Origin of the sequence: Streptomyces sp. IBSBF 2435, assembly GCF_036815005.1 — a bacterium.
In the GTDB taxonomy this organism is placed as follows: domain Bacteria; phylum Actinomycetota; class Actinomycetes; order Streptomycetales; family Streptomycetaceae; genus Actinacidiphila.
Genome location: NZ_JAJSYW010000097.1, coordinates 1 through 25242 on the forward strand (window position 1 = coordinate 1; position 25242 = coordinate 25242).

Consider the following 25242-nt stretch of genomic DNA (forward strand, 5'->3'; position numbering starts at 1 on the left):
GCACCCGGGGGGCGGGGGGCTGCGGGACCGCGGGTATCTCCGGCGCGGCCGGGTCGACCGGGTCGTCGAAGCCGGTCAGGTCGGGTATCAGGTCCGCCGCGGACGCGGCGGGCGCGGCCGGCGTGCCGTTCTGCCACACCGAGTCGTCCCAGTCGGGCTCGGGCGGGAAGCGCAGCGCGTCCCGCTGCCGCAGCAGCGCGCCGGCCTGGACGAAGCGCAGCGGCAGCCCCTCGGACTCGAACCACAGGTCGGCCGCCCAGGCGGTCTCGTCCTCCTCCAGGGGCCGGCCCGCGGCCAGCGTGAGCAGGTCGACGCAGGCGACCCGGGTGAGCCCGGAGAGGAAGATCTCCTCGACCATCGACTCGGCGGGAGGCGCGGGGACTTCGGGGGCCGCGGACACCAGGAAGGCGCACTCGGGGGCGGCGGCGAGCACCTCCTCCAGCGCGGCGCCGCCGAATTCCAGGTCGTCCACCACGACGACCGCGCCGGTCTCGCGCAGCAGCCCGGGCAGCTCAGCGCGGCTCGGGCGGTAGTCGTCGCCGGTGTAGACCGTGCTGTAGAGGGCGTGCAGGACGTCGCCCGCGGTACGCCGGTAGCCGGACAGCCACAGGACGCCGTCCGGGGCGAGGTCGGTACAGGCGTTGGCGACCGACTCCAGCAGCGCGGTACGCCCGGCGCCCGACGCGCCCGTGACGCGTACCGACCGGCCGCGGGCCAGCAGCCGGATCAGCCGCTCCCGCTCCTCGTCGCGCTCCAGCAGCGGCAGTTCGGGTCCCGGCGGGCCGGGCGGCGGGGAGGGCCGGTGGGCGGCGAGGTGCGCGGCGCGCTCCTCGCGGGTGCGCGCCACCGGGGTCCTGCGCTCCTGCGGCGGGCACGCCGTGACCTCGGTGCCGTCGATCGGGTTGATGGTGAGCACGTAGTCGGGTGTGACGATCCGCCGCACCCGGGCGCCGCCGCTCGGCGCCCCGGTGCCCGCGGTCAGCTCCAGCGGCTCGCGGGCCGGCCGCAGCGCCTTGGGCAGCGGCGCGGTGGCGTCGAAGAGCGAGGGCTCGACCGGGCGCAGCCCCGCGAAGGCGCTGGGGTCGGCCGGGCTGTCGAAGGGCGCGTCGAAGAACGGGTCGGGAGCGGGCTGCCCGTACGGCACCAGCGCGCCGCGGTCGGCGGGGCCGCCGCCGTTGCCGCCGCTCCTGACACCGAAGGCGTCGAACGGTTCGTCCTGCCCTGGGTGCTGGCCGTGCTCGCCGTTGTGCTGGTCCATGTCCTACGCCCCCATGAGCGTCACGTCAGGGGCGCCGCCGGGCCGCCGTCCGTGGCAGGCCGGCCCGATTCCCCTGGTCCGGCGTACGGGGTGGCACGCCTGCGGGCAATCCGAGTCCAAACTCTAAGCGCTCGCACCGTATCAATGAAGCGCAGGGGTGCCCGGCCGCCCTTACGTCACCTTTCGGCCTCGATCGCGAGGATGCGGTGCAGCCGGGTGGCCACCAGCAGCCGCTGCATCTGCGGCGGTACGTTGCGCAGCACCAGCCGGCGGTTGGCCCGGCCCGCCCTGCGGTGGGCGCCCATGATGACGCCGAGGCCGGTGGCGTCCCACGAGTCCAGCTCGGTCAGGTCGAGTACGAGATCACCGCGGCCGGAGTCGACCGCGGTGTGCAGGGCGGTACGGGCGTCCGCCGCGCTGCGGACGTCGAGGCGGCCCCCGACGACCAGCTCGGCGTGGTCGCCCCTGATATGCATAGTCGCTCCCGAAGAATTGCGGCACTCGTCGGTATGTCTTCACACACCTGACGGTCCGTCGCAAAGAGAAGTCGCCGTCTGTGAGCGAACCGAGACTGAATTCACTCATGTGAGTGACATTGCTTAGTACGGGTAGAAGCCCTGGCCGCTCTTACGGCCCAGATCCCCCGCGTCCACCATGCGCCGCATGATCTCCGGCGGGGCGAATTTCTCGTCCTGCGACTCGGCGTAGATGTTGCCCGCGGCGTGCAGCAGGATGTCCACGCCGGTGAGGTCGGTGGTGGCCAGCGGCCCCATGGCGTGCCCGAAGCCCAGTTTGCAGGCGGTGTCGATGTCCTCGGCCGAGGCGACCCCGGACTCGTAGAGCTTGACGGCCTCCACGACGAGCGCGGAGATCAGCCGGGTGGTGACGAAGCCGGCCACATCGCGGTTGACGACGATGCAGGTCTTGCCGACGCTTTCGGCGAACTCCCTGGCGCGGGCCAACGTGTCGTCACTGGTCTTGTAGCCGCGGACCAGTTCGCACAGCTGCATCATCGGCACCGGCGAGAAGAAGTGCGTGCCGACGACCCGCTCGGGGTGCTCGGTCGCGGCGGCGATCTTGGTGATCGGGATGGCCGAGGTGTTGGACGCCAGGACGGTGCCGGGGCCGGTGATCCGGTCCAGGGTGCGGAAGATCTCCTGCTTGACCTCGATCTTCTCGAAGACCGCCTCCACCACCAGGTCGGCGTCCGCGACGGCGCCGAGGTCTGTGGTGGTGCTGATCCTGCCCAACGCCGCCTCGGCGTCGGCCGGTTCGAGCTTGCCCTTGGCCACGAAACGGTCGTACGACGCCTTGATGCCGTCGGTCCCGCGCGTCAGCGCCTCGTCCGTGACGTCCCGCAGGATCACCTCGTAACCCGCCTGGGCCGCCACTTGCGCGATGCCCGAGCCCATCAGTCCGGCTCCTACGACGGCGAGCTTCTTCGCCACGGCACACACCTCTCCGTTGGGGTATCTGGCCGGACCCTAGCGCCGGTTCGGGGCCCGGCGCAGCATGATGTCGGGCGCGTCACCGTGTGTCCTTGGTCGCACGGACCCGGCCCCGCAGGCCCTACGCTCGACGGCATGGTCAATCTCACCCGCATCTACACCCGCACCGGCGACGACGGTACGACCGCGCTCGGCGACATGAGCCGTACCGCGAAGACCGACACCAGGATCGCCGCGTACGCCGACGCCAACGAGGCCAACGCGGTCATCGGCACCGCCCTGGCGCTCGGCGGGCCGGCCGAGGACGTGGCGGCCGTGCTGGTCCGCGTGCAGAACGACCTCTTCGACGTCGGCGCCGACCTGGCCACCCCGGTCGTGCCGGACCCGAAGTATCCGCCGCTGCGGGTCGAGCAGAGCTACGTGGACCGGCTGGAGGCGGACTGCGACAGCTTCCTGGACGGCCTGGACAAGCTCCGCAGCTTCATCCTGCCCGGCGGCACGGCGGGCGCTGCGCTGCTGCACCAGGCCTGTACGGTGGTCCGCCGCGCGGAGCGCTCCACCTGGGCGGCGCTGGCCGAACACGGCGACACGATGAACCCGCTGACGGCCACTTACCTCAACCGGCTCTCCGACCTGCTCTTCATCCTGGCCAGGACGGCCAACAAGGAGCACGGGGACGTGCTGTGGGTGCCGGGCGAGAACCGGTGAGGCGGCGCCCCGCTCAGGCGACGTTGACGCGCTGGCCGGGCGGGGCCGCTTCCAACCAGGCCAGGAACCCGGTGAGGGCGTCGTCGCTCATCGCCAGTTCGAGCCGCAGGCCGCGGTGCTCGCAGGTCAGGACGACCGCGTCGGACAGCAGCGCCAGCTCTTCGGAGCCGCGCGGCTCCCTGCGGCCCTCGACCTCGATCGAGGGGCGCTCCAGCACCCGGCGCGGCCGGAAGGCGTAGGAGAAGATCCGGAACCACTCGACCCGGTCGCCGTTGTAGCGGGCCACCCCGTAGACCCAGCCCTTGCCGGTGGGCTCGGCGCCCTCCTGCGGGGCCACCCGCAGGCTGCAGTCGAAGGTGCCGCCCGGGCGCTGGATCAGGCGGCGGCGCAGCCCGAGGACGAACAGCGCCAGCAGGATCGCTCCCACGACGGCGCCGACCAGTTCCACCGAGAGGATCACGTCCACCGATCTCCTCTCCTGGGACTGGTTGCCGACCGTGCCGCGCGCCCTGTGTGTGCTGCCCTTGCTGTACCGGAGCCGCGGACCGCCCCGAGGGGCAGCCCGCGGCGCCATGGTCCTGCTCCCGCGGTGGCGCCGAGCTGTGCGGCGCCCCGCCGGTGGTGGTTCAGTGCGCGCCCGCCGCGGCGGCCAGCCGGACCTCGGCGCGGCGCTCGGCGCCCGCGTCGGCCTCGGACTTGGAGCGCTCCAGCGCCCGCTCGGCCCGTGCGACGTCGATCTCCTCGGCCAGCTCGGCGATCTCGGCGAGAATCGAGAGCTTGTTGTCCGCGAAGGAGAGGAAGCCGCCGTGCACGGCGACGACCACGGTGCCGCCGTCGGCCGTACGGACCGTCACGGGACCTGACTGCAGCACTCCGAGCACCGGCTCGTGCGACGGCATGATGCCGATGTCACCGGACATGGTGCGGGCGATGACCATGGCGGCCTCCCCGGACCAGATGCTGCGGTCCGCGGCCACCACCTCGACGTGAATATCGGCCAAGACGGCTCCTCGGGTCGGCACCCACCGGGTGAGGGGGGTGCGTAAGACAAAGAATAAGGGCTGCGAGAGGGGGGCAGAGACCGTCTGCCCCCCTCACGCCACGGCCCTGGGTCAGCTGACGCCGAGCTTGGCGGCGTTCGCCTTCAGGTCGTCCAGGCCACCGCACATGAAGAAGGCCTGCTCCGGGAAGTGGTCGTACTCGCCGTCGGCGATGGCGTTGAACGCCGAGACCGACTCGTCCAGCGACACGTCGGAGCCGTCCACACCGGTGAACTGCTTCGCCGCGTGGGTGTTCTGCGACAGGAAGCGCTCGATGCGGCGGGCCCGGAAGACGGTGAGCTTGTCCTCTTCGCCCAGTTCGTCGATGCCGAGGATGGAGATGATGTCCTGGAGGTCCTTGTACTTCTGCAGGATGCCCTTGACGCGCATGGCGCAGTCGTAGTGGTCCTGCGCGATGTAGCGCGGGTCCAGGATGCGGGACGTGGAGTCCAGCGGGTCCACCGCGGGGTAGATGCCCTTCTCCGAGATCGGCCGCGAGAGCACGGTCGTCGCGTCGAGGTGGGCGAAGGTGGTGGCGGGCGCCGGGTCGGTCAGGTCGTCCGCGGGGACGTAGATCGCCTGCATCGAGGTGATCGAGTGACCGCGGGTCGAGGTGATCCGCTCCTGGAGCTGGCCCATCTCGTCGGCCAGGTTCGGCTGGTAACCCACCGCGGACGGCATACGGCCGAGCAGCGTGGAGACCTCGGAACCCGCCTGGGTGAACCGGAAGATGTTGTCGATGAAGAACAGCACGTCCTGGTTCTGCACATCGCGGAAGTACTCCGCCATGGTCAGGCCGGCCAGCGCGACCCGCAGCCGGGTGCCCGGCGGCTCGTCCATCTGGCCGAAGACCAGCGCGGTCTGCGGGAGTACGCCGGACTCGGCCATCTCCGCGATGAGGTCGTTGCCCTCACGGGTGCGCTCGCCGACGCCGGCGAAGACGGAAACGCCCTCGTGCAGCTTGGCCACACGCATGATCATTTCCTGGATCAGCACGGTCTTGCCGACGCCCGCGCCGCCGAACAGGCCGATCTTGCCGCCCTTGACGTACGGGGTCAGCAGGTCGACGACCTTCAGGCCGGTCTCGAACATCTCGGTCTTGGACTCGAGCTGGTCGAAGGCCGGGGCCTTGCGGTGGATCGGCCAGCGCTCGGTGACCTCGGACTCGGCCTCCGGCTCGTTCAGGATCGCGCCCAGGGTGTTGAAGACGCGGCCCTTGGTGACGTCGCCGACCGGCACGGTGATGCCGTTGCCGGTGTCGGTCACCGGGGACTGGCGGACCAGGCCGTCGGTGGGCTGCATGGAGATGGCGCGGACCAGGCCGTCGCCGAGGTGCTGCGCGACCTCGAGGGTCAGCGTCTTGGTCTCGCCGGCCCGGGTCGGGTCGGCGACGTCGACCTTCAGCGCGTTGTAGATCTCCGGCATGGCGTCGACGGGGAACTCCACGTCGACGACCGGGCCGATGACCCGCGCCACCCGGCCGGTGGCGGTGGTCTCAACGGTGTCAATAGGGGCTGTCATAGTGGTCAGTCACTCCCCGCGTTCGCGTCGGCCAGGGCACTGGCACCGCCGACGATCTCGCTGATTTCCTGGGTGATGTCGGCCTGTCGGGCCGCGTTGGCAAGCCGCGTGAGCGACTTGATCAGATCTTCCGCGTTGTCGGTCGCCGACTTCATCGCCCGGCGGCGGGCCGCGTGCTCGGAGGCGGCGGCCTGCAGCAGGGCGTTGTAGATGCGGCTCTCGACGTACCGCGGCAGCAGCGCGTCCAGCACGCCTTCCGCGGACGGCTCGAACTCGAACAGCGGCAGCGCCTGGGGCTTGGAGGGCTCCCCTTCGCCGCCGGCCGGCTTGTCCGAGATCGCCAGCGGCAGCAGCCGCCGGTCGACCGGGCTCTGGGTCATCATCGACACGAACTCGGTGAACACGATGTGCAGCTCGTCCACCCCGCCCTCGGCCGTGTCCGCCAGCACCGACGCGATCAGCGGTGTCGCCACCGCCTTGGCGTCGGCGTACGACGGGCTGTCCGAGAAGCCGGTCCAGGACTGGGTGACCTCGCGCTCACGGAAACCGAAGTACGCCAGGCCCTTGCGGCCGACGATGTAGCTGTCGACCTCCTTGCCCTCCGCGCGCAGCCGCTCGGTGAGCCGGTCGGCCGCCTTGATCGCGTTGGACGAGTAGCCGCCGGCCAGGCCGCGGTCGCTCGTGATGAGCAGGACCGCGGCTCGGCTCGGGTTCTCGGCCTCGGTGGTCAGCGGGTGCTTGGTGTTGGAGCCGGTCGCGACCGCCGTGACCGCCCGGGTCAGTTCATCGGCGTACGGGGACGAGGCCGCCACCTGGCGCTGCGCCTTGACGATGCGCGAGGCGGCGATCATCTCCATCGCCTTGGTGATCTTCTTCGTGGCGGAGACGGTCTTGATCCGGCGCTTGTAAACCCGAATCTGTGCGCCCATGCGATCAGCCCTCGACCAGCAGCGCGCCCGCGGACGTCTCGAACTGCTTCTTGAAGGCGTCGACCGCCTCGGTCAGCGCGGAGACGGTGCCGTCCTCCAGCTTGCCGGTCTCGACAATGCCGGTGAGCAGCGACTTGCGCTCGCGGTGCAGGTAGTCCAGCAGCTCGCGCTCGAAGCGGCGGACGTCCTCGACGGGGACGTCGTCCAGCTTGCCGGTGGTGCCGGCCCAGATGGAGACGACCTGGTCCTCGATCGCGTAGGGCGCGTACTGGCCCTGCTTGAGCAGCTCGACCATCCGCTGGCCGCGCTCCAGCTGCGCCTTGGAGGCCGCGTCCAGGTCGGAACCGAAGGCCGCGAAGGCCTCCAGCTCACGGAACTGGGCGAGGTCCACGCGCAGCCGGCCCGCGACGCTGCGCATCGCGCGCAGCTGGGCGGAGCCGCCGACCCGGGAGACCGAGATACCGACGTTCAGCGCGGGGCGCTGGCCGGCGTTGAAGAGGTCGGACTCCAGGAAGCACTGGCCGTCGGTGATGGAGATGACGTTGGTCGGGATGAACGCCGACACGTCGTTGGCCTTGGTCTCCACGATCGGCAGACCGGTCATGGAGCCGGCGCCCAGGTCGTCGGAGAGCTTGGCGCAGCGCTCCAGCAGGCGGGAGTGCAGGTAGAAGACGTCGCCGGGGTAGGCCTCGCGGCCCGGCGGGCGGCGCAGCAGCAGCGAGACGGCGCGGTAGGCGTCGGCCTGCTTGCTCAGGTCGTCGAAGACGATGAGGACGTGCTTGCCCTGGTACATCCAGTGCTGGCCGATGGCCGAGCCGGTGTAGGGGGCGAGGTACTTGAAGCCGGCCGGGTCGGACGCCGGGGCGGCGACGATGGTCGTGTACTCCAGGGCGCCGGCCTCCTCCAGCGCGGCGCGTACGCCGGCGATGGTGGAGCCCTTCTGGCCGATGGCGACGTAGATGCAGCGGACCTGCTTCTGCGGGTCGCCGCTGCGCCAGTTGTCGCGCTGGTTGATGATCGTGTCGATGGCCAGGGCGGACTTGCCGGTCTGGCGGTCGCCGATGATCAGCTGGCGCTGGCCGCGGCCGATCGGGGTCATCGAGTCCACGGCCTTGAGGCCGGTCTGCATCGGCTCGTGCACCGACTTGCGCTGCATGACCGTGGGGGCCTGCAGTTCGAGTGCGCGGCGGCCGTCGGTCTCGATCTCGCCGAGGCCGTCGATCGGGGTGCCGAGCGGGTCGACGACCCGGCCCAGGTAGCCCTCGCCGACCGCCACCGACAGCACCTCACCGGTGCGGTGCACCGGCTGGCCCTCCTCGATGCCGTTGAACTCGCCGAGGACGATCGCGCCGATCTCGCGCTCTTCGAGGTTCAGCGCGAGGCCGAGGGTGCCGTCCTCGAACCGCAGCAGTTCGTTCGCCATCGCCGAGGGCAGGCCCTCGACCTTCGCGATGCCGTCTCCGGCAACGCTGACCGTGCCGACCTCCTCGCGCGAGGCCGCGTCCGGCTGGTACGACTGGACAAACGTCTCCAGTGCGTCCCGGATCTCCTCCGGCCGGATCGTGAGCTCCGCCATCTGGGTTCCCTGCTCTCCTTGTTGGGCCCGAAGTCTTCTTTGAGGGGCGTCGGCCCAACGCGGGCCGTCAGTGCTTGCTGTGCTTGTCGATGTACCGATGATGCTGCCGTCGATGCTGTTGTCAGCCGGCCATCCGGCGGGACGCCTCGTCGAGGCGGTCCGCGATGGAGCCGTTGATGACCTCGTCGCCGATCCGCACCCGGACCCCGCCGAGGACCGCGGGGTCCACGTCCAGGTTCAGATGCACCGGGCGGCCGTAGATCCTGGCCAGGGCGTCACCGAGCCGACGCTTCTGCGTCTCGCTCAGCGGAATCGCCGAGACCACCTCCGCCACCGTCCGGCCGCGGCGGGCCGCGGCCAGCTTGGACAGGGATTCGATCCCGCCTTCAAGGCTACGTCCTCGCGGCGCGGTGACCAGCCGGGTGACCAGCCGTTCCGTGACCGGTTTGGCGCGGCCGCCCAGCAGTGTGTGCAGCAGGTCGGCCTTGGCGGCGCCCTGTCCTGCCCGGCCGCTGAGTGCGGCGCGCAGGTCGGGGCTGCCCGCGGCGATCCGGCCGAAGCGGAACAGCTCGTCCTCGACCTCGTCGAGCGTGCCGTCACGCTCGGCTGCGGTCAGGTCGGCGGTGTCCGCCAGTTCCTCCAGCGCGTCCACCAGGTCGCGGGACCGCGACCAGCGGGACCGCACCATGCCGGCGAACAGGTCGGTGCTGTCCGCGCCGAGCTGGCTGCCCACCAGCCGCCGGGCGAGCCCGGCCTTGGCCTCACCGGACTGCGCCGGGTCGGTCAGGGCGCGGCGCAGCGACGACTCGCGGTTCAGCAGCGCGGTCACGGCGGCCAGATCGTCGGCCAGCACGGTCGCGTCGACCGTAGGGGCCTCCCCAGCGAAGCGAGGGGAACTGTCGGTCAGCGCGTCCAGCCGTTCCCTGGCGCCGGCCAGCGCGTCGCGGCTTGCGCCGTTCATCGGGCCGCCCCGGCGCCTGCCCCGTTGCCCGCTCCGGCGTCCGCCGAACCGTCGAGGCTGTCCAGGAAGCGGTCGATGGTACGGCTCTGCCGGGCGCTGTCCTCCAGGGACTCGCCCACCAGCTTGCCGGCGAGGTCGGTGGCGATCCTGCCGACCTCCTGGCGCAGGGTGACGGTCACCTGGCGGCGGTCCGCGTCGATCTGGGCATGGCCCGCGGCGACGATGGCGTCCCGTTGGCGCTGGCCCTCCTCGCGCATCTCCGCGATGATCACCGCACCCTGCTCGCGTGCCTGCTCGGTGATCCGGGCCGCCTCGTGGCGGGCCTCGGCGAGCTGGGCCTTGTACTCCTCAAGCGTGCGGTTGGCTTCGGCCTGCGCCTTCTCCGCGCGCTCCAGGCCACCCTCGATCGCGTCGTGCCGCTCTGCAAGGGTCTTCTGGATGTTCGGAAGCAGCTTCTTTCCGAGGATGCCGAAGACGATGAAGAAGCAGAGCAGGCCGACAACCAGTTCCGCGGTGTCGGGGATGAGCGGGTTCTGCGCCCCCTCCTCCGCAAGGAAGGTCATCATGTCTGAACCTTTCGTCGAGTGGCTACTGGTCGGGGGTCCAGGTCACTTCTGGAAGATGAAGGGGACGACCAGGCCGAGCAGTGCGAGGACCTCGCAGAGCGCGAAGCCGAGGAACATGTTGGTGCGGATGATCGGCATGGCCTCGGGCTGGCGGGCCATGGCCTCGATGGAGTGGCCGAAGACCAGGCCGATACCCACGCCGGGGCCGATGGCGGCGAGGCCGTAGGCGACCGCGCCCAGGCGGCCGGCGGTGGTGGCAGCGGCGAGGTTAACGAACTCGGCAGACATTTCCCTGTCTTCCTTTGTGATGCGGTCCGATGGGGGGCTTCCCAGCGGAGGATTCGGTGGGTGGCGTTCGGGTGCGGGTCAGTGACCCTCTTCGAGCGCTCCGCTGATGTAGATCGAGGCGAGCAGCGTGAAGATGTACGCCTGAAGGAACTGGATCAGCAGCTCGAAGGCCGTCATGAAGATGGCCAGCGCGAACGAGCCGCCGGACACCGCGGTCATGATCGACGGGGTGAGCAGGTACCAGCTCGCCACGCTGAACATCACGATCAGCATGTGGCCGGCGAACATGTTGGCCCACAGCCGCACCGCGAGGGTGAACGGCCGGGTGATCACGTTCTGGACGAACTCCAGCAGCACGATCAGCGGCACCAGCGGCTTGGGCAGGCCCTCGATCCAGACCAGGTTCTTGACGCCGCCGCGGAAGCCGTGCGTCTTGAAGGTCAGGTACATGTAGGTGATGAACACCAGCGCGGCCAGGCCGACCGGGAACGCGAACCGGGACATCGCCGGGAACTGCGCCGCCGGGATGATCGACATGATGTTCATGAACCACACGAAGAAGAAGATCGACGCGAGGAAGGGGACGTACTTGTCGCCCTTCTTGCCGATCACCTCGCGGGCGATGCTGCGGGCGACGAACGTGTAGCCGATCTCGCCGACCAGCTGCAGCTTGCCCGGGACCAGCTTGGGCTTGTTGAACGCCGCCCAGAAGAAGCCCACCACCAGCACCATGCAGATGATCGCCAGCAGCATCGGCTTGGTGAAGTCGAAGCTGCCGATGCTGAAGATCGGCTTGAAGTCGAACGAGTTGAGGCCCGGAGCGGGGAATGCGCAGTCGTGCTGGATGTGGCATCCAGCCTCAGCGAGCAGCGTGTGGGCACTCACCCGTGACTCCTTCGTCGTGACGCATAAGTAACGGCAACCTTGTGTGTCAGCGCGGCTGGTGAGGCCGCTGGTCGGCACGGCGGACGAGGCGTGGCGAAGTCACCACGGTCCGCTGGGAGCCCGCATCGAAGACCGGGCACCCGGGCTCCGCGCCGCGTCCGCGGCCCTGGATCCGAATACACCGATGGGCGCGGGGGCAGCACCTTCCTCAAGCGTGAGGGGCCTCCACGTCCAGATGCGTTTCCGGACGATAGCAGATGGAATTGCAGCCTCTTTACCCGCCCCTTGGCACCGCGCATCATTCGGCCGGGGGGGCGGAGGGAGCGGGGTCGACGTACAGCATCCGGGAGGTGAGGCTCTGCTTGACCTGACCGCCCACCCAGGACAGCGCGGTCACCAGCAGCGTGAGGCCGAAGGCCCGGCCGCTGAACAGGGTGGTGTCCTTGAAGACGACGATGAAGATGCCGATCATCAGGATCTGCACGGCGTAGACCAGCATCCCCGCGGCCATGGCGACTTGGGGCCGGTCCTCGGTCATCGTCATCAGCACCCAGGAGCCGAACGCGAAGAAGACCGCGACCACCAGGACTGCCATCAGCCCGCCGACGAGGCCTTTTTCGCCTGCGAGTACGGCGCTGAGGACGGTGGCGACAACTCCGACGGGGGCGGCGATGTACGCGGCACCCCTGAGGATTCGGGCGTCGTTCTGCTGCATGGTGACGGCTCCTCCGGCGGGAGTTGGGGCAAGCGGGTGTCGTCGGAGACGAGCGAGTCAGGGAACGAGGATGTGACCTCGTGCCGGACGACCGCTCTTCCGGTCCTTCGGCACGTTCCCTGCTTTCGTGAACGGTATCACAAAGTATTTGATGCGGTCTTTACCATGGACATGTGCTGCCTGTCACAGGACTGTGCTCGCGACACGCCGTCCGTTTCTCCGGAGTTGTACCTGTACGTGTCCGGTGAAGACGTCGCCGGGATGACAGCCTACGGCGTCGTCAGGGACGGGTCTCCACCGGGCTGCGCTGCTCGGAGTGCCGGTCCGGCCTGCGATCGGGCAGTTGCGAGCGGTCACCGATCGCGGTCGAGCCGTGCAGGGCGGGCCGGTCGGGCGAGCGCATCTCCCGCTCGGCGGCGGCGGCTCCGGCCGCGAGCCGCCGGCGGCGGCGCCGGTAGCGCGGCGGCACCACGGACTCCGCCCAGTCGGGGGCGGCCGGCTTGAAGCGCGGCAGCAGCAGGACGACCAGGCCGACCGCGCTGAGCGCGACGATGACCAGCACGATCAGCAGGCTGGAGGAGTTGACCGAGAAGGCCACCGCGGCGAAGGCGAACAGCGCGCACCAGAAGTACATGATCAGCACCGCCCGGCTGTGCGAGTGCCCGATCTCCAGCAGCCGGTGGTGCAGGTGGCCGCGGTCGGCGGCGAAGGGCGACTGGCCCTTCCAGGTCCTGCGGACCACCGCGAGCACCAGGTCGGCGGCCGGGATCGCGATCATCGTCAGCGGCAGCAGCAGCGGCATGTAGACCGGCACCATGAAGTGCACGGTCTCCCGGGTCGATCCGGTGAAGGAGGTGATCGCGTCGGGGTCGACCTGGCCGGTGATGGAGATCGCGCTGGAGGAGAGCACCAGGCCGATCAGCATCGAGCCCGAGTCGCCCATGAAGATCCGCGCAGGGTGGATGTTGTGCGGCAGGAAGCCCAGGCACATCCCGATCAGGATCGCGCTGAACAGCGTGGCGGGCGCGGCGGCTTCGACGCCGTAGCCGTACCACATGCGGTAGGCGTACATGAAGAACGCGACCGAGGCGATGCACACCATGCCGGCCGCGAGGCCGTCGAGGCCGTCCACGAAGTTGACCGCGTTGATGGTGATCACCACCAGCGCGACGGTGAGCAGCGTGGACTGCACCGGGGTCAGCGCGACCGGCCCTACGCCGGGCACCGGCAGCCACAGGATGGTGAGGCCCTGGAGCACCATGACGCCGGCCGCGATCATCTGCACGCCGAGCTTGATGAGCGCGTCCACGCCCCACTTGTCGTCCAGCACGCCCAGCAGCCAGATCAGCCCGGCGCCCGACAGCAGCGCGCGCGGCTCGTTGGACAGCGAGAAGACGTCGCCGATGTTGGACAGGTGCGCCGCGACCAGCAGGCCGGCGCACAGGCCGCCGAACATCGCGATGCCGCCGAGCCGCGGAGTGGGCTCGCGGTGCACGTCACGTGCCCTGATGGGCGGCATCGCGCCGGCGGCGATGGCGAACTTCCGTACCGGCGCGGTCAGCAGATACGTGACCGCTGCGGCGACGAAAAGGGTCAGCAGATACTCGCGCACGAGCCGCCTCCGACGGTTTCGGGGGCGTAGCGGTGCTGCGCACACGTCCGGGGGTGGTACCTCACAGCGTCACACCCTAGTGGTGGCCGGGCCGGGACGGCGAACACCTGTTGAGACTCACAGGCGGCCGCCGCGGTTGCGGCGGGTCCCGGGGCGGGGTGGGGCGGCCGGCCGGCGGGCCGGACCCGCGGCCGGTTCAGGACGGCCGGACGGTGGCGCCGACACCGGTCAGCGCGGTCACCATCGGGTCGAGCGCGGTGTGGATCTCCGCACCGATGCTGCGGAAGTACGAGATGGGGGCGCCGTACGGGTCGTGGACCTCGTCGGCGTCCGGGCTGGGGGCCAGCAGCCAGCCGCGCAGCGCGGCGGCGGCGCGGACCAGTGCCCTGGCCCGCTCGGTGACGCTGCCCTCGGGCAGGGTGGTGGTGTCTATGGCCCGCACCAGCCGGGTGAACTCCTTGAGCGTGAACGTCCGCAGACCCGCCGCGTGGCCCATCGAGATGACCTGGGCCCGGTGGTCGCGGGTCGCGGTGAGCACCAGGTCGGCGTCGATGACATGGTCGTCCAGCAGTTCCCTGCCGGTGAAGCCGGACGGGTCGGCGCCGTACTCGGCCAGCACCGCGGCGGCGTGCGCCTCCATCGGGGCGCCCTCGTGCCCCCAGGTGCCGGCCGACTCGACCAGCATGCCGGCCGCGCCGTCGCCGAGCCGCCGCACCAGCCCGTGCCGGGTCAGCCGCTCGGCCATCGGCGAGCGGCAGACGTTGCCGGTGCAGACATGGAGGATGCGGAAGACGTCACCGCTCTCCCCCGGGACGACGCGCTGTACGTACTCCGTGTACCCCCGTATGCCGCGCCCGTCGGGCGTGGTCAATTGCGCTCCTCCAGGTCGGGTACGACCTTGCGCAGCTCCTCGGCGCTGATCGCCCCTGCCCGCAGCAGTACCGGCACCCTGCCGGTGACGTCGACGATCGAGGACGGTACGGCGGCGGGCGTGGGGCCGCCGTCCAGATAGACCGCCACGGAGTCGCCCAGCATGCCCTGGGCGGCGTCGCAGTCCTGCGGCGAGGGCATCCCGGTCAGGTTGGCGCTGGAGACCGCCATCGGCCCTGTGGCGGTGAGCAGTTCGATCGCGACGGGGTGCAGCGGCATCCGTACCGCGACCGTGCCGCGGGTGTCGCCGAGGTCCCAGGACAGCGACGGCTGGTGCTTGGTGACCAGGGTCAGCGCGCCGGGCCAGAAGGCGTCGACCAGCTCCCATGCCTGCTCGGAGAAGTCGGTGACGATGCCGTGCAGGGTGTTCGGCGAGCCGACGAGCACCGGCGAGGGCATGTTGCGGCCGCGGCCCTTGGCCTCCAGCAGGTCGCCGACGGCCTCGGTGTCGAAGGCGTCGGCGCCGATGCCGTAGACGGTGTCGGTCGGCAGCACGACGAGTTCGCCGCGCTTGATCGCCGACGTTGCCTCGCGCAGGCCGGTCGCCCGGTCGGTCGCATCCGAGCAGTCGTATCGCCGTGCCATGAGATGACCTCCGAAAGATGCTGTGCTGCCGGGTCCGGCGCCCGGTCGGCCCGCCTGGTCACGGCAGGGCCTTGCGGGCCGAGGTGAAGCGCGGGCGGTTGTTGAGATCGGGGTGGTCGGCCGCGTCCGCCCAGCCCGCGTCCTCCTTGAAGATCCACGGCACCTGGCCGCCCTGCGAATCGGCGTGCTCGATGACGACGACCCCGCCGGGCCGCAGCAGCCGGTGCGCGGTGCGCTCGATGCCGCGGATGGTGTCGAGGCCGTCCTCGCCGGAGAAGAGTGCCAGTTCCGGGTCGTGGTCGCGGGCCTCGGGTGCCACATGCTCCCACTCGGTGAGCGGGATGTAGGGCGGATTGGAGATGACCAGGTCGACCTGGCCGTTGAGGTCGGGGAAGGCGGTCAGCGCGTTGCCCTGGCGCAGGTCGACCTTGCTGCCCCGGACGTTTCTGCGGGCGTAGTCCAGGGCGTCCTCGGACAGCTCCACGGCGTGCACACGGGAGCGCGGCACCTCCTGGGCCAGCGCGAGCGCGATGGCGGCGGAGCCGGTGCACAGGTCCACGATCAGCGGCTCGGCGACGTCCATGGCGCGTACCGCGTCTATCGCCCAGCCGACCACCGACTCGGTCTCCGGGCGCGGCACGAACACCCCTGGTCCGACCGCGAGTTCGAGATAGCGGAAGAAGGCACGGCCGGTGATGTGCTGGAGCGGTTCGCGGGCCTCGCGGCGGGCGATGGCCTCCCAGTAGCGCGCGTCGAAGTCGGTGTCGGGGACGCTGTGCAGCTCACCGCGTTTGACGCCGTGGATGTACGCGGCCAGCTCCTCGGCGTCGAAGCGCGGGGAGGGCACCCCGGCGTCGGCGAGCCGCTGGGCGGCCTGCGCCACCTCGGCGAGCAGCAGGTTCACCGTCCGCCCCCTCAGCTCGCGTCGCCGGCCGCGGCCAGTTTGGCGGCGGAGTCGGCGTCCACACAGGCCTGGATCATGCTGTCGAGGTCGCCGTCCAGGACCTGGTCGAGGTTGTAGGCCTTGAAGCCGACGCGGTGGTCGGAGATGCGGTTCTCCGGGAAGTTGTAGGTGCGGATCCGCTCGGAGCGGTCCACGGTGCGCACCTGGCTGCGGCGGGCGTCGGACGCCTCGCGCTCGGCCTCCTCCTGGGCGGCGGCCAGCAGCCGGGAGCGCAGGATGCGCATCGCCGACTCCTTGTTCTGCAGCTGGCTCTTCTCGTTCTGGCACGAGACGACCAGGCCGGAGGGCAGGTGGGTGATGCGGACCGCGGAGTCGGTGGTGTTGACGGACTGGCCGCCGGGACCCGAGGAGCGGTAGACGTCGATCCGCAGGTCGTTGGGGCCGATCTCGACCTCGACGTCCTCGGCCTCCGGGGTGACCAGCACGCCGGCCGCGGAGGTGTGGATACGCCCCTGGGACTCGGTCGCGGGCACCCGCTGCACCCGGTGGACGCCGCCCTCGTACTTCAGCCGGGCCCACACGCCCTGGCCGACCTCGTGGCTGGCCTTGGCCTTCACGGCGACCTGGACGTCCTTGTAACCGCCGAGGTCGGACTCGTTGGCGTCCAGGATCTCGGTCTTCCAGCCGACCCGCTCGGCGTACCGCAGATACATCCGCAGCAGGTCGCCGGCGAACAGCGCGGACTCCTCGCCGCCCTCCCCCGCCTTGACCTCGAGGATCACGTCCTTGTCGTCGCTGGGGTCGCGGGGCACCAGCAGCAGCCGCAGCCGCTCGGTCAGCTCGCCGCGCTCCTTGTCCAGCTCCTTGACCTCGGCGGCGAAGTCGGGCTCCTCGGCGGCGAGTTCGCGTGCGGTCTCGATGTCGTCGCCGGTCCGCCGCCAGGCGCGGTAGGTGCTGACGATGGGGGTCAGTTCCGCATAGCGCTTGTTGAGCCGGCGGGCGTTGGCCTGGTCGGCGTGGACCGCGGGGTCGGCAAGCTGCTTCTCGAGGTCGGCATGCTCGCCGATCAGTTCCTCGACCGCCTCGAACATCATCAATCCCTAGCTGGAAGAAGTCTGGAAGGAGTAGGTGGGACGACAAAGCGCCGGTCCGGTCGCCCTGGGCGGGGCGACCGGGAGCCGGCGCTTTCGGGTCGCTACTTCTTCGCGGACCCGGCGGCCTTGCCGAAGCGGGCCTCGAAGCGGGCCACACGGCCGCCGGTGTCGAGGATCTTCTGCTTGCCCGTGTAGAACGGGTGGCACTCGGAGCACACTTCGGCGCGGATCTGGCCGCTCGTCTCGGTGCTGCGGGTGGTGAACGAGGCGCCACAGGTGCAGGTGACCTGGGTCTCGACGTACTCGGGGTGGATCTCGCGCTTCAAGGGTGCTCCTAGGTTCGGGAGGGCGCCGGGTCGCTCCGCGGGTTTGCGTCACGTGAACCGGGGCCAGCGGACCAGTCTGCCAGCACTGGCCGCATCTCCCAAAACCAGGTCGTAGGCGGGATAATTCCCTCCCGGTACGATTTTACGTTTCCGCAGGTCGGCGGGCTGGCGGCGGGGTCAGGGGGGCGGGCCCTGGCCGGCCGAGGGGCCGACGACCTTGCCGGCGTCGACCTTGTCGGCGGCCGAGCCCTTGACGGCGGCGGCCGGGATCGGCTTGTCGGCGCGCAGCGCGGCCCACACCATCGCGGCCTTGGCCGCGATGGGCTGCACCCGGTTGCGGTCGGTGGGGGCGTACCGCACCGGCAGGGTGACCATGTGGATGTGGCCGGACTTGAGGTTGCGGACGCTCTGCGCCAGGCCCATCACCCGGCCGACCGAGCCGAGCCCCGTGTCGGTGGTGATGGCGCTGGTCGCGGTGTCGGCGACGGAGAACAGCTTGGTGGGGCTGGTCAGCAGCCCCAGGCCGCTGATCCGGTCCATCAGCGCCTTGAGGAAGGACTGCTGGAGCTGGATACGCCCCAGGTCGCTGCCGTCCGCCACGCCGTGCCTGGTGCGGACCAGGCCGAGCGCCTGGTCGCCGTCCAGGGTGTGGGTGCCGGCGGCCAGCGTCAGATGGCTCTTGGTGTCGCTGATGGCCTTCGTGGTGGTCAGCGGGACCCCGCCGAGCGCGTTGACCAGGTGCGTGAAGCCGGTGAAGTCGACCTCGACGTAGTGGTCCATCCGCAGCCCGGTCAGTGACTCGACCGTCTTGACCGCGCAGACCGGGCCGCCGACCTCGTAGGCGCTGTTGAACATCGCCTGCGGGGCGCCCGCCACGGTGCCGCCGCCGGGCTTGGCGCAGGCGGGGCGGCTGATCAGGGTGTCCCGGGGGATGCTGACCACGCTGGCGCTGCGGTGGCCCTTTGCCAGGTGCACGATCATCGCGGTGTCCGAACGGGCGGTGCCGCTGTCGTGGCCGTAGCCGCGGTTGGCGCCGGAGCGGGAGTCCGAGCCGAGCACCAGGATGTCCATCGAGCCGTTGCCGAGCTTGACCGGCCGGTCGGCGCCGAGCGCCGAGTCGATGTCGACGCTGTGGATGTTGCCGTCGAGCCGGACGTACAGGTACCCGGCGCCGCCCGCCCCCGCCAGCACGACCCCGGCCGCGACCCACGCGGTGATCCGCAGGCCTCGGCGCCTGCGCCGCGCCCCGAGGGGAGTGGCGCCGGTGTGCGGTTGCCGGTCGTCCGTGTCGGACATTCCTCCATCGTGCGCCGCCCCTGCCCCGGTCGGCATCCGGGGGAAACCGGGCTCACCCGCGTACGCCCAGGTCAAGGGGCATATGAACGACTTTATCCGCACGCCGGGCGACGAGGTGACCGCTGCGCCGAACGGGCGGGGCCGTCCGCGATGCCGCGGGGACGGGTCAGTCGTTGTTCTGGCCCGGCGTGGTCTTCGCGATCTGCATCAGGAACTCCGCATTGGACTTGGTCTGCTTCATCTTGTCCAGCAGCAGCTCGATCGCCTGCTGCTGGTCGAGCGCGTGCAGCACCCGGCGCAGCTTCCAGACGATGCCCAGCTCCTCGCCGCCGAGCAGGATCTCCTCCTTGCGCGTGCCGGACGCGTCCACGTCCACCGCAGGGAAGATGCGCTTGTCGGCGAGCTTGCGGTCGAGCTTGAGCTCCATGTTGCCGGTGCCCTTGAACTCCTCGAAGATCACCTCGTCCATCCGCGAGCCGGTCTCGACCAGCGCGGTGGCCAGGATGGTCAGCGAACCGCCGTCCTCGATGTTGCGCGCCGCGCCGAAGAAGCGCTTCGGCGGGTAGAGGGCGGTGGAGTCCACACCACCGGACAGGATGCGGCCTGAGGCGGGCGCGGCCAGGTTGTAGGCGCGGCCGAGCCGGGTGATCGAGTCCAGCAGCACGACCACGTCGTGGCCCAGCTCCACCAGGCGCTTGGCGCGCTCGATGGCCAGCTCGGCGACCGTGGTGTGGTCCTCGGCCGGGCGGTCGAAGGTCGAGGAGATGACCTCGCCCTTCACCGACCGCTGCATGTCGGTGACCTCTTCGGGACGCTCGTCCACCAGCACCACCATCAGGTGGCACTCGGGGTTGTTGGTGGTGATCGCGTTCGCGACGGCCTGCATGATCATGGTCTTACCGGTCTTCGGCGGGGCCACGATCAGACCGCGCTGGCCCTTGCCGATCGGCGAGACCAGGTCGATGATCCGGGTGGTCAGCACGCCGGGGTCGGTCTCCAGCTGGAGCCGGTCCTGCGGGTACAGCGGGGTGAGCTTGTTGAACTCCGGTCGGCCGCGCCCGGAGTCGGCGGCCATGCCGTTCGCCGAGTCCAGCCGGACCAGCGCGTTGAACTTCTCGCGGCGCTCGCCGTCCTTGGGCTGGCGGACCGCACCGGTGACGTGGTCGCCCTTGCGCAGCCCGTTCTTGCGGACCTGGGCCAGCGACACGTACACGTCGTTGGGACCCGGCAGGTAGCCGGAGGTGCGGATGAACGCGTAATTGTCGAGGATGTCGAGGATGCCGGCCACCGGGATCAGCACATCGTCGTCGGCGACCTGGACCTCGCCGCCGCCGGCGAACTCCTCGCGGCGGTTGCTGCCGCGGCCCCTGCGGTCGCGGTAGCGGCCCCTGCGACGGCCGCGGCCGTCACCGAACTCGTCGTCGTCCTGCGGGCCGCCGCCCTGACCGCCCTGGCCGCCCTGCTGCGGGCCCTGGCCCTGCGGCTGACCGCCGCCGCCCTGCTGCTGGCGGTCGCCGCGGTCCCGGCCCTGCCGGCTGCCGCCCTCGCCGCCGCCGTCCTCGCGGTTGCGCTGGCGGTCCCGCTGCCGCTCCCTGCGGTCGCCGCGCTGGCCGCGCTGGCGGTCCTGGCGGTCGTCGCCGCCGCCCTGCTGCTTGGCGTCGCCCTTGGCCTCGGCGCGGCCCTCGGCGGTGTCCGCGGCGGCCTCGGCCGTCCGGTCGGCCCGCTCGGTCTTCGCGGCCTTGGCCTGCTCACCGGCCGGCTGGCCGGGAATCTCGATCTGCTTCTGCTCCTGCCGCTGCTCGGGCGCCGCGGTGGCCGTCGCGGCGGCGGCCGGGGCCGCCTCCGCACCGGACTGCTCGAGGCGGGCCTTCGAGGTGGTGCGCCGCTTGGGCTTGTCCGCGACGGCGCCGTCGGCGGACGCCGTGGCGGTCGCGGCCGGCGCGGTCGCGCCGCCGCCGGCCTGGCGCTCCTTGATGGTCTCGATCAGCTGGCTCTTGCGCATCCGCGCGGTGCCCTTGATGCCGAGGCCTGAGGCGAGCTGCTGCAGTTCGGCCAGCACCATGCCGTCCAGGCCGGTCCCGGTCCTGCGGCGCCGCGACGCACTGGCCGTGGCAGCACCGGTAGCAGGCGCGGCGGCGTCGGACGAGGCGACAGTGTCATCTGCGCGCACGCCCATCAGATCGGTGGTGTCGCTCACGAAGGGTCCTTCCCTGGAGCGGACGTCGGCCTGTCTGGCTCGGCGACCGGTCGTGCTGTCCGGATCTGGGCGCTTCCGCTGCTCAGAACCCGGGGCGGTGGTCCGCCTGATGGCGGCAGAAATACATACGTGCCTTCGGCACGGAGGGAACTCGTGCCGAAATCCGGAGCGTGCTCAACACTGCTCGGGCAGAATCCGATGGCTCGGACCTTGCCTTACGCGGTGTGGGAGGCTCCCGGAAGAAAAGCGGTCCCACGGAAGGGACACAGTGCATCGCGCCCATCGGGCATCGAATGCAGGCTTGAGGTTAACACTACCGGATCCAACAAACATTCCCCCTCTCACGACCGGCAATCGTGTCACTGGCCCCCTGCCAGCGGCAGTACACACGCCCCGGACGCGTCCAGTGCCAGACGGGTCGCCGCCCAGCCCTCGCCCGCGCTCCGGGAGACCTTGTCGGCGGCCCCCTCGTCGGTGAACGCCAGGACCGTGGGTCCCGCGCCCGACACGACAGCGGGGACGCCGTCATTGCGCAACCGGTTGACCAGCGCCAGCGTTTCCGGCATCGCCGGCGCCCGGTAGTCCTGGTGCAGCCGGTCCTCGGTGGCCGGCAGCAGCAGCTCGGGACGCCTGGTCAGCGCCTCCACGAGCAGCGCGGCACGCCCGGCGTTGGCCGCCGCGTCCACATGCGGGACGGTGCGCGGCAGCAGCCCGCGCGCGGTCTCGGTCAGCACCGGCGTGGCGGGCACGAAGACCACCGGGACCAGCGAGGCCGCCGGGTCGAGCCGGACCGCCCGGGCCGCGCCGCCCTCGCTCCAGGCCACGGTCAGGCCGCCGAGCAGACACGCCGCGACATTGTCGGGGTGCCCCTCGATCTCGGTGGCCAATTCCAGAAGTGCGGTGTCGTCCAGTACGGACGGGCCGCCTATGGTGACCGCGCGGGCGGCGATGATGCCCGCGCAGATCGCGGCCGAGGACGAGCCGAGGCCGCGGCCGTGCGGAATGCGGTTCGCACACACCACCTCAAGGCCGCGCGGCTGGCCGCCGAGCAGGTCGAAAGCGGTGCGCAGCGAGCGTACGACGAGGTGTTTCTCGTCGCGCGCCAGCGTGTCGGCGCCCTCACCTGCGATGTCGACGTGCAGGCCCGAGTCGGCGACCCGCACCACGATGTCGTCGTAAAGCCCCAGTGCCAGGCCGAAGGCGTCGAACCCGGGCCCGAGGTTGGCGCTGGTCGCGGGGACGCGCACTCGTACGGCGGCAGCGCGGAACGCGGGACCGGCCATCTTTCGACGAATCTCCTTGTGCGGTTCGCCCTGCGGGCGCGGCGCCATTGCCGGGCGGCGGGGCGGGAGGGAGTGGCGATGCGGGGTGGCATCCGCCGGATTCGGGGCACACTGCGGTGCCGCTGGTTCCAGCTTATCGAAGGAAGGTTCTCCTGCGACATAGGGCGCACACACAGCGCTTGATGCGTGTCGCATCCTCGACGTGCGCCCCTCGCCTGCGGCGCGCCCATCGGTAAGTGGGTGCCCTCTCCGCCGGGCGCGGGGGTCCCGCGGCTCCCCTCGCGGCAGCGGCGCCCCTCCGCCGGGCGCGGGGCCTCGGCGGTGCCGCTGCGTATGGCGGCGCCTTGCAGGGGCGCGGGGAACTGCGCGCGGCCGGCCCACCACCCGCGTGCGGGTCGTCACCGGGGCCGGAGGGGCAGATCGGTTCGATCCGGACCACCGGCCGGTGGGTGGTTGCCCGCGCAGTTCCCCGCACCCCTGGGCTGGCGGCGGTGCGTCCGCAAGCGACGGCGCTTGGTGACTGGCCGCGCAGTTCCCCGCGCCCCTATGGGGCACTGCGGTACGTCGTCACACGACGGCCGGTGGTCGGCTGAGCGCGCAGTTCCTCGCGCCCCCTTGGGGCGCGTCCCGTCGTGCGGGCAGCGCCGGGCGCCCCGCTGCGCGGGGGGAACCCCGGGAGGGGCTATACGGGGGTCGCCGCGCGAGCGTCGTGGTGGGGGGAGTGGGCCACCACGCGGGAGGCCCGCGACGGCATGTCCTGGGTCGGGGTCAAGTGCCGGCCCAGGCGCAGGGCGATCACCGAGACGCCCAGGGAGCAGACCACCAGCAGGACGACGTACACGTCATACGCCCCCGCCGCGGCGATGAGGCCGCCCACCGCCGGGCCGACCGCCAGCGCAAGCTGCTTCACCAGCGCGAACGCGGCGTTGTAACGCCCAACCATCCGCTCCGGCGCCAGATCGGCGACCAGCGGCGACACCGTCGGTGCGAGCATGGCCTCGCCGAGCCCGAACAGCGCGTACGTCGAGATGATCGCGACCACCGCGACCGCGTGGTGCGCGTGCACCAGCCCCGACGCCCCCGCCGCCAGCCAGGCCACCGTCCAGACCAGGCCGACCGCCGCGATCACCCGGCTGCGCCGCCGGTGCTCGACCAGCCGCAGCACCACGAACTGCGCCAGCACGATCGCCGCGGTGTTGGCGGCCAGTGCGACACCCAGCATCGCCGGTGAGATGCGCGTGACAGTCACCGCGAAGGCGGACAGACCCGACTCGAACTGCCCGTAGCACGCGAAGAACAGCACGAAGCCGAGCACGCACAGCGTCACCATCGCCCGGTTGCGCACCAGGACCCGCCAGCCGCCGGCAGCCTCCGCATCGGCGACGGCCCCGTCCAGCGGGGCCGTCCGCGGCAGCCGCACCGTGGCGATCACGGCGCCCAGCACCAGGAACATCGCCGCCTCGATGGCGAACAGCCGGATGAAGGACGACGGGTGCGCGGTGTCCACGATCAGCCCGCCCATCAGCCCGCCGACCCCAAGGCCGAGGTTGGCCAGGAAGAATTGCGTCGCGAAGGCCCGGGACCGCGTCACCGTGGTCGAGCACCACACGATCATCGTGGCCAGCGCCGGCTGGACGACGGATATCCCCGCCCCCAGTGCACCCGCCGCCGCGATCACCACCGGCTCACTGCCGGACAGTCCGAGCCCCAGCGAACCGGACGCCGCCAGCACCGTGCCGACCACGGCCACCGGTACGGGCCCGCGCCGGTCGATGATCCGCCCGGTGAAGGGCAGCACGAAGAGTGCGGCCACGGCGAACGTCGCCAGGACCACGCCCGCGGTCCCCGCCCCGAGCCCCCGGACTTCGGACACATATACGAAGGTGAAGGGCACGGTGAAGCCGTTGCCGAACGCACTCAGGGCGTTCCCCAGCTGGATCCGGCGCAGTGCTGCGCCCATGGCGGTGTTGTTCACGGCTCTCCCCTCCGGGCAGACAGGACCAGGTAAGCCTTCGGATTGAAGACTTCACGAGTAAAGTTCGAAGCTAAAGAGTACATGCCGAAGGGCTTTAGAGCAAAGCCCTTCCGTGCGATACTCGGACCATGACCGCAGCCGCAGGCTCCGCCGGTTCGCCGCAGGAACTGGACCTCGACGCCCAGATCGCCGCGTACCAGCGTGAATTTCCCGAGGTCGACCCCCAGATCGAGAAGGTCGTCACCGCACTCGGCCGGCTCAATCGCCGGATGAACGTCGCGTACGGCCGTCAGCTCGTCGCCCTCGGGATCAGCAGTGCCGAGTGGGAGGTGCTCAAGGCCCTCGTGGTCGTCGGCCGGCCTTACCGCCTCGGCCCGGGTGACCTCGCCAAGCGGCTCGGCCTCACCCCGGCCGCCATGACCCACCGCATCGACCGCCTGGTCACCGAGGGCCTGGTCACCCGCGAGCGCGACGAGACCAACCGGGTCCGCGTCATCGTGGAGCTGACCGACGAGGGCCGGGAGAAGTGGCTCCAGACCATGCGCCTCGCCGCGGCTTTCGAGGACGAGCTGCTCCAGGACCTGAGTACGGCCGAGCGCGGCACCCTCGGCGAGATCCTGATCCGCCTGCTGCGCCGCGTCGAGGACAGTCAGCCGGACGCCGGCGGCCGGCTCGAAGACCTGGACTGACCGGGCGCGACAGCAGGGGGTTGACACCCCTGGCGTGGCCGCGTAGTGTTCTCCGAGTTGTCCGACGTGAGCGCCGACCCCGGTCGGTCCCCGGGCAGCCATTCCGCAGAAACTATTCGACTTTCGAGCGATCGACGGCCGCGTGCCGTCGTGTTGTTGTCGTCCCGTCGTGTGCTTTCTTCGGAATGCGTGCAGAGTTTCGATCGACCCGGCCGATTTGGCCGGAGCGAACGGAGTCCGCTAAAGTCTCACTCGTCGGAACGGCCGAACAGCCGGAAAGACGAACCCCGCTGACTGGGGGTCAGACACCGGAAAGCGTCTGATAGAGTCGGAAACACAGAAGGGAAAGCCCGGAGGGGCCGGTGAAACGGTCTCGAAGGTAGCGTCCGTTCCTTGAGAACTCAACAGCGTGCCAAAAGTCAACGCCAGATATGTTGATACCCCGTCGCGTGCCTC

24 protein-coding genes and 1 pseudogene are annotated in these 25242 nt (G+C 70.8%); 2 read left to right on the forward strand and 23 right to left on the reverse strand.

Annotated elements, in window-relative coordinates:
- From V7E46_RS19510 to V7E46_RS19520, 3 genes and pseudogenes are all read right to left on the reverse strand, one after another.
- Positions 1-1258: pseudogene (locus V7E46_RS19510) on the reverse strand (hypothetical protein); the annotation flags it as partial.
- 176 nt (positions 1259-1434) lie between these two features.
- Positions 1435-1734, reverse strand: a complete 300-nt coding sequence (locus V7E46_RS19515) for an STAS domain-containing protein (protein WP_033176582.1) — start codon at positions 1732-1734, stop codon at positions 1435-1437.
- 123 nt (positions 1735-1857) lie between these two features.
- Positions 1858-2706, reverse strand: a complete 849-nt coding sequence (locus V7E46_RS19520) for a 3-hydroxyacyl-CoA dehydrogenase family protein (protein ID WP_333769610.1) — start codon at positions 2704-2706, stop codon at positions 1858-1860.
- A 135-nt stretch (positions 2707-2841) separates the two neighbouring features.
- On the opposite strand from V7E46_RS19520, the gene V7E46_RS19525 reads away from it, so the two are divergent.
- The gene (locus V7E46_RS19525; RefSeq protein ID WP_333769611.1) at positions 2842-3414 is read left to right on the forward strand and encodes a cob(I)yrinic acid a,c-diamide adenosyltransferase; all 573 of its coding nucleotides are present in this window, start codon (positions 2842-2844) and stop codon (positions 3412-3414) included.
- Between the two features lie 13 nt (positions 3415-3427).
- On the opposite strand, the gene V7E46_RS19530 is transcribed toward V7E46_RS19525, so the two are convergent.
- The 20 genes from V7E46_RS19530 to V7E46_RS19625 all read right to left on the reverse strand — a co-directional run bounded on the left by V7E46_RS19530 (position 3428) and on the right by V7E46_RS19625 (position 24082).
- On the reverse strand, positions 3428-3874 hold the full coding sequence (locus tag V7E46_RS19530) for a DUF2550 domain-containing protein (protein ID WP_333769622.1): 447 nt from the start codon (positions 3872-3874) through the stop codon (positions 3428-3430).
- A gap of 166 nt (positions 3875-4040) precedes the next feature.
- Positions 4041-4415 (reverse strand): F0F1 ATP synthase subunit epsilon, encoded by a 375-nt coding sequence (locus V7E46_RS19535; RefSeq protein WP_329174606.1) that lies wholly within the window; start codon positions 4413-4415, stop codon positions 4041-4043.
- 111 nt (positions 4416-4526) lie between these two features.
- Positions 4527-5975: a F0F1 ATP synthase subunit beta gene (gene atpD / locus V7E46_RS19540; protein WP_333769612.1), complete on the reverse strand. Its 1449-nt coding sequence runs from the start codon at positions 5973-5975 to the stop codon at positions 4527-4529.
- 5 nt (positions 5976-5980) lie between these two features.
- Positions 5981-6904 carry a F0F1 ATP synthase subunit gamma gene (locus V7E46_RS19545; protein ID WP_333769613.1) on the reverse strand — a complete coding sequence of 308 codons (924 nt, stop codon included), beginning with the start codon at positions 6902-6904 and terminating at the stop codon, positions 5981-5983.
- A 4-nt stretch (positions 6905-6908) separates the two neighbouring features.
- Complete coding sequence (atpA, locus tag V7E46_RS19550; protein WP_333769614.1) at positions 6909-8480, reverse strand: F0F1 ATP synthase subunit alpha; 1572 nt, start codon at positions 8478-8480, stop codon at positions 6909-6911.
- A gap of 121 nt (positions 8481-8601) precedes the next feature.
- Positions 8602-9441: a F0F1 ATP synthase subunit delta gene (locus V7E46_RS19555; protein ID WP_333769615.1), complete on the reverse strand. Its 840-nt coding sequence runs from the start codon at positions 9439-9441 to the stop codon at positions 8602-8604.
- On the reverse strand, positions 9438-10007 hold the full coding sequence (locus V7E46_RS19560; protein ID WP_329174615.1) for a F0F1 ATP synthase subunit B: 570 nt from the start codon (positions 10005-10007) through the stop codon (positions 9438-9440). The genes V7E46_RS19555 and V7E46_RS19560 overlap by 4 nt, the downstream gene beginning before the upstream one ends.
- A 42-nt stretch (positions 10008-10049) precedes the next feature.
- Complete coding sequence (atpE, locus tag V7E46_RS19565; protein ID WP_073502894.1) at positions 10050-10295, reverse strand: ATP synthase F0 subunit C; 246 nt, start codon at positions 10293-10295, stop codon at positions 10050-10052.
- Positions 10296-10373: 78 nt separating this feature from the next.
- Positions 10374-11180: a F0F1 ATP synthase subunit A gene (atpB, locus tag V7E46_RS19570; RefSeq protein ID WP_329174619.1), complete on the reverse strand. Its 807-nt coding sequence runs from the start codon at positions 11178-11180 to the stop codon at positions 10374-10376.
- 298 nt (positions 11181-11478) lie between these two features.
- Entirely contained in the window at positions 11479-11895 is a 417-nt protein-coding gene (locus V7E46_RS19575; protein ID WP_333769616.1) for a hypothetical protein, read from the reverse strand.
- 280 nt (positions 11896-12175) lie between these two features.
- On the reverse strand, positions 12176-13507 hold the full coding sequence (locus V7E46_RS19580; protein WP_329174623.1) for an MraY family glycosyltransferase: 1332 nt from the start codon (positions 13505-13507) through the stop codon (positions 12176-12178).
- A gap of 196 nt (positions 13508-13703) precedes the next feature.
- Positions 13704-14378, reverse strand: coding sequence for an arsenate reductase/protein-tyrosine-phosphatase family protein (locus tag V7E46_RS19585; protein ID WP_443054249.1), 675 nt, complete (start codon positions 14376-14378; stop codon positions 13704-13706).
- Positions 14375-15022 carry an L-threonylcarbamoyladenylate synthase gene (locus V7E46_RS19590; RefSeq protein ID WP_333769617.1) on the reverse strand — a complete coding sequence of 216 codons (648 nt, stop codon included), beginning with the start codon at positions 15020-15022 and terminating at the stop codon, positions 14375-14377. Before V7E46_RS19590 ends, V7E46_RS19585 begins: the two co-directional genes overlap by 4 nt.
- Before the next feature lie 58 nt (positions 15023-15080).
- Entirely contained in the window at positions 15081-15926 is an 846-nt protein-coding gene (gene prmC / locus V7E46_RS19595; RefSeq protein WP_329174627.1) for a peptide chain release factor N(5)-glutamine methyltransferase, read from the reverse strand.
- An 11-nt stretch (positions 15927-15937) separates the two neighbouring features.
- Entirely contained in the window at positions 15938-17017 is a 1080-nt protein-coding gene (gene prfA, locus V7E46_RS19600; protein WP_329182361.1) for a peptide chain release factor 1, read from the reverse strand.
- A gap of 104 nt (positions 17018-17121) precedes the next feature.
- Positions 17122-17346: a 50S ribosomal protein L31 gene (rpmE, locus tag V7E46_RS19605; RefSeq protein WP_329174629.1), complete on the reverse strand. Its 225-nt coding sequence runs from the start codon at positions 17344-17346 to the stop codon at positions 17122-17124.
- 177 nt (positions 17347-17523) lie between these two features.
- On the reverse strand, positions 17524-18642 hold the full coding sequence (locus V7E46_RS19610) for an LCP family protein (protein WP_333769618.1): 1119 nt from the start codon (positions 18640-18642) through the stop codon (positions 17524-17526).
- A gap of 166 nt (positions 18643-18808) precedes the next feature.
- Positions 18809-20839, reverse strand: a complete 2031-nt coding sequence (gene rho / locus V7E46_RS19615; RefSeq protein ID WP_333769619.1) for a transcription termination factor Rho — start codon at positions 20837-20839, stop codon at positions 18809-18811.
- A gap of 359 nt (positions 20840-21198) precedes the next feature.
- A complete protein-coding gene (gene thrB, locus V7E46_RS19620; protein ID WP_333769620.1) occupies positions 21199-22122 on the reverse strand; it encodes a homoserine kinase in 924 nt (307 codons plus the stop codon).
- A gap of 682 nt (positions 22123-22804) precedes the next feature.
- On the reverse strand, positions 22805-24082 hold the full coding sequence (locus tag V7E46_RS19625; protein WP_333769624.1) for an MFS transporter: 1278 nt from the start codon (positions 24080-24082) through the stop codon (positions 22805-22807).
- Between the two features lie 143 nt (positions 24083-24225).
- Here V7E46_RS19625 and V7E46_RS19630 point away from each other — a divergent pair, with 143 nt between their 5' ends.
- Positions 24226-24786 carry a MarR family winged helix-turn-helix transcriptional regulator gene (locus V7E46_RS19630; RefSeq protein WP_333769621.1) on the forward strand — a complete coding sequence of 187 codons (561 nt, stop codon included), beginning with the start codon at positions 24226-24228 and terminating at the stop codon, positions 24784-24786.
- The last annotated feature ends 456 nt before the right edge of the window (positions 24787-25242 follow it).

Bases quoted from the DNA above. Each gene is read 5' to 3' on its own strand.
- V7E46_RS19515 (WP_033176582.1), bottom strand. From the start codon at position 1,734: ATGCATATCAGGGGCGACCACGCCGAGCTGGTCGTCGGGGGCCGCCTC.
- V7E46_RS19525 (WP_333769611.1), top strand. From the start codon at position 2,842: ATGGTCAATCTCACCCGCATCTACACCCGCACCGGCGACGACGGTACG.
- atpD (WP_333769612.1), bottom strand. From the start codon at position 5,975: ATGACAGCCCCTATTGACACCGTTGAGACCACCGCCACCGGCCGGGTG.
- V7E46_RS19545 (WP_333769613.1), bottom strand. From the start codon at position 6,904: ATGGGCGCACAGATTCGGGTTTACAAGCGCCGGATCAAGACCGTCTCC.
- atpA (WP_333769614.1), bottom strand. From the start codon at position 8,480: ATGGCGGAGCTCACGATCCGGCCGGAGGAGATCCGGGACGCACTGGAG.
- V7E46_RS19555 (WP_333769615.1), bottom strand. From the start codon at position 9,441: ATGAACGGCGCAAGCCGCGACGCGCTGGCCGGCGCCAGGGAACGGCTG.
- V7E46_RS19560 (WP_329174615.1), bottom strand. From the start codon at position 10,007: ATGATGACCTTCCTTGCGGAGGAGGGGGCGCAGAACCCGCTCATCCCC.
- atpE (WP_073502894.1), bottom strand. From the start codon at position 10,295: ATGTCTGCCGAGTTCGTTAACCTCGCCGCTGCCACCACCGCCGGCCGC.
- V7E46_RS19575 (WP_333769616.1), bottom strand. From the start codon at position 11,895: ATGCAGCAGAACGACGCCCGAATCCTCAGGGGTGCCGCGTACATCGCC.
- V7E46_RS19590 (WP_333769617.1), bottom strand. From the start codon at position 15,022: ATGGCACGGCGATACGACTGCTCGGATGCGACCGACCGGGCGACCGGC.
- prfA (WP_329182361.1), bottom strand. From the start codon at position 17,017: ATGTTCGAGGCGGTCGAGGAACTGATCGGCGAGCATGCCGACCTCGAG.
- V7E46_RS19610 (WP_333769618.1), bottom strand. From the start codon at position 18,642: ATGTCCGACACGGACGACCGGCAACCGCACACCGGCGCCACTCCCCTC.
- thrB (WP_333769620.1), bottom strand. From the start codon at position 22,122: ATGGCCGGTCCCGCGTTCCGCGCTGCCGCCGTACGAGTGCGCGTCCCC.
- V7E46_RS19625 (WP_333769624.1), bottom strand. From the start codon at position 24,082: ATGGGCGCAGCACTGCGCCGGATCCAGCTGGGGAACGCCCTGAGTGCG.
- V7E46_RS19630 (WP_333769621.1), top strand. From the start codon at position 24,226: ATGACCGCAGCCGCAGGCTCCGCCGGTTCGCCGCAGGAACTGGACCTC.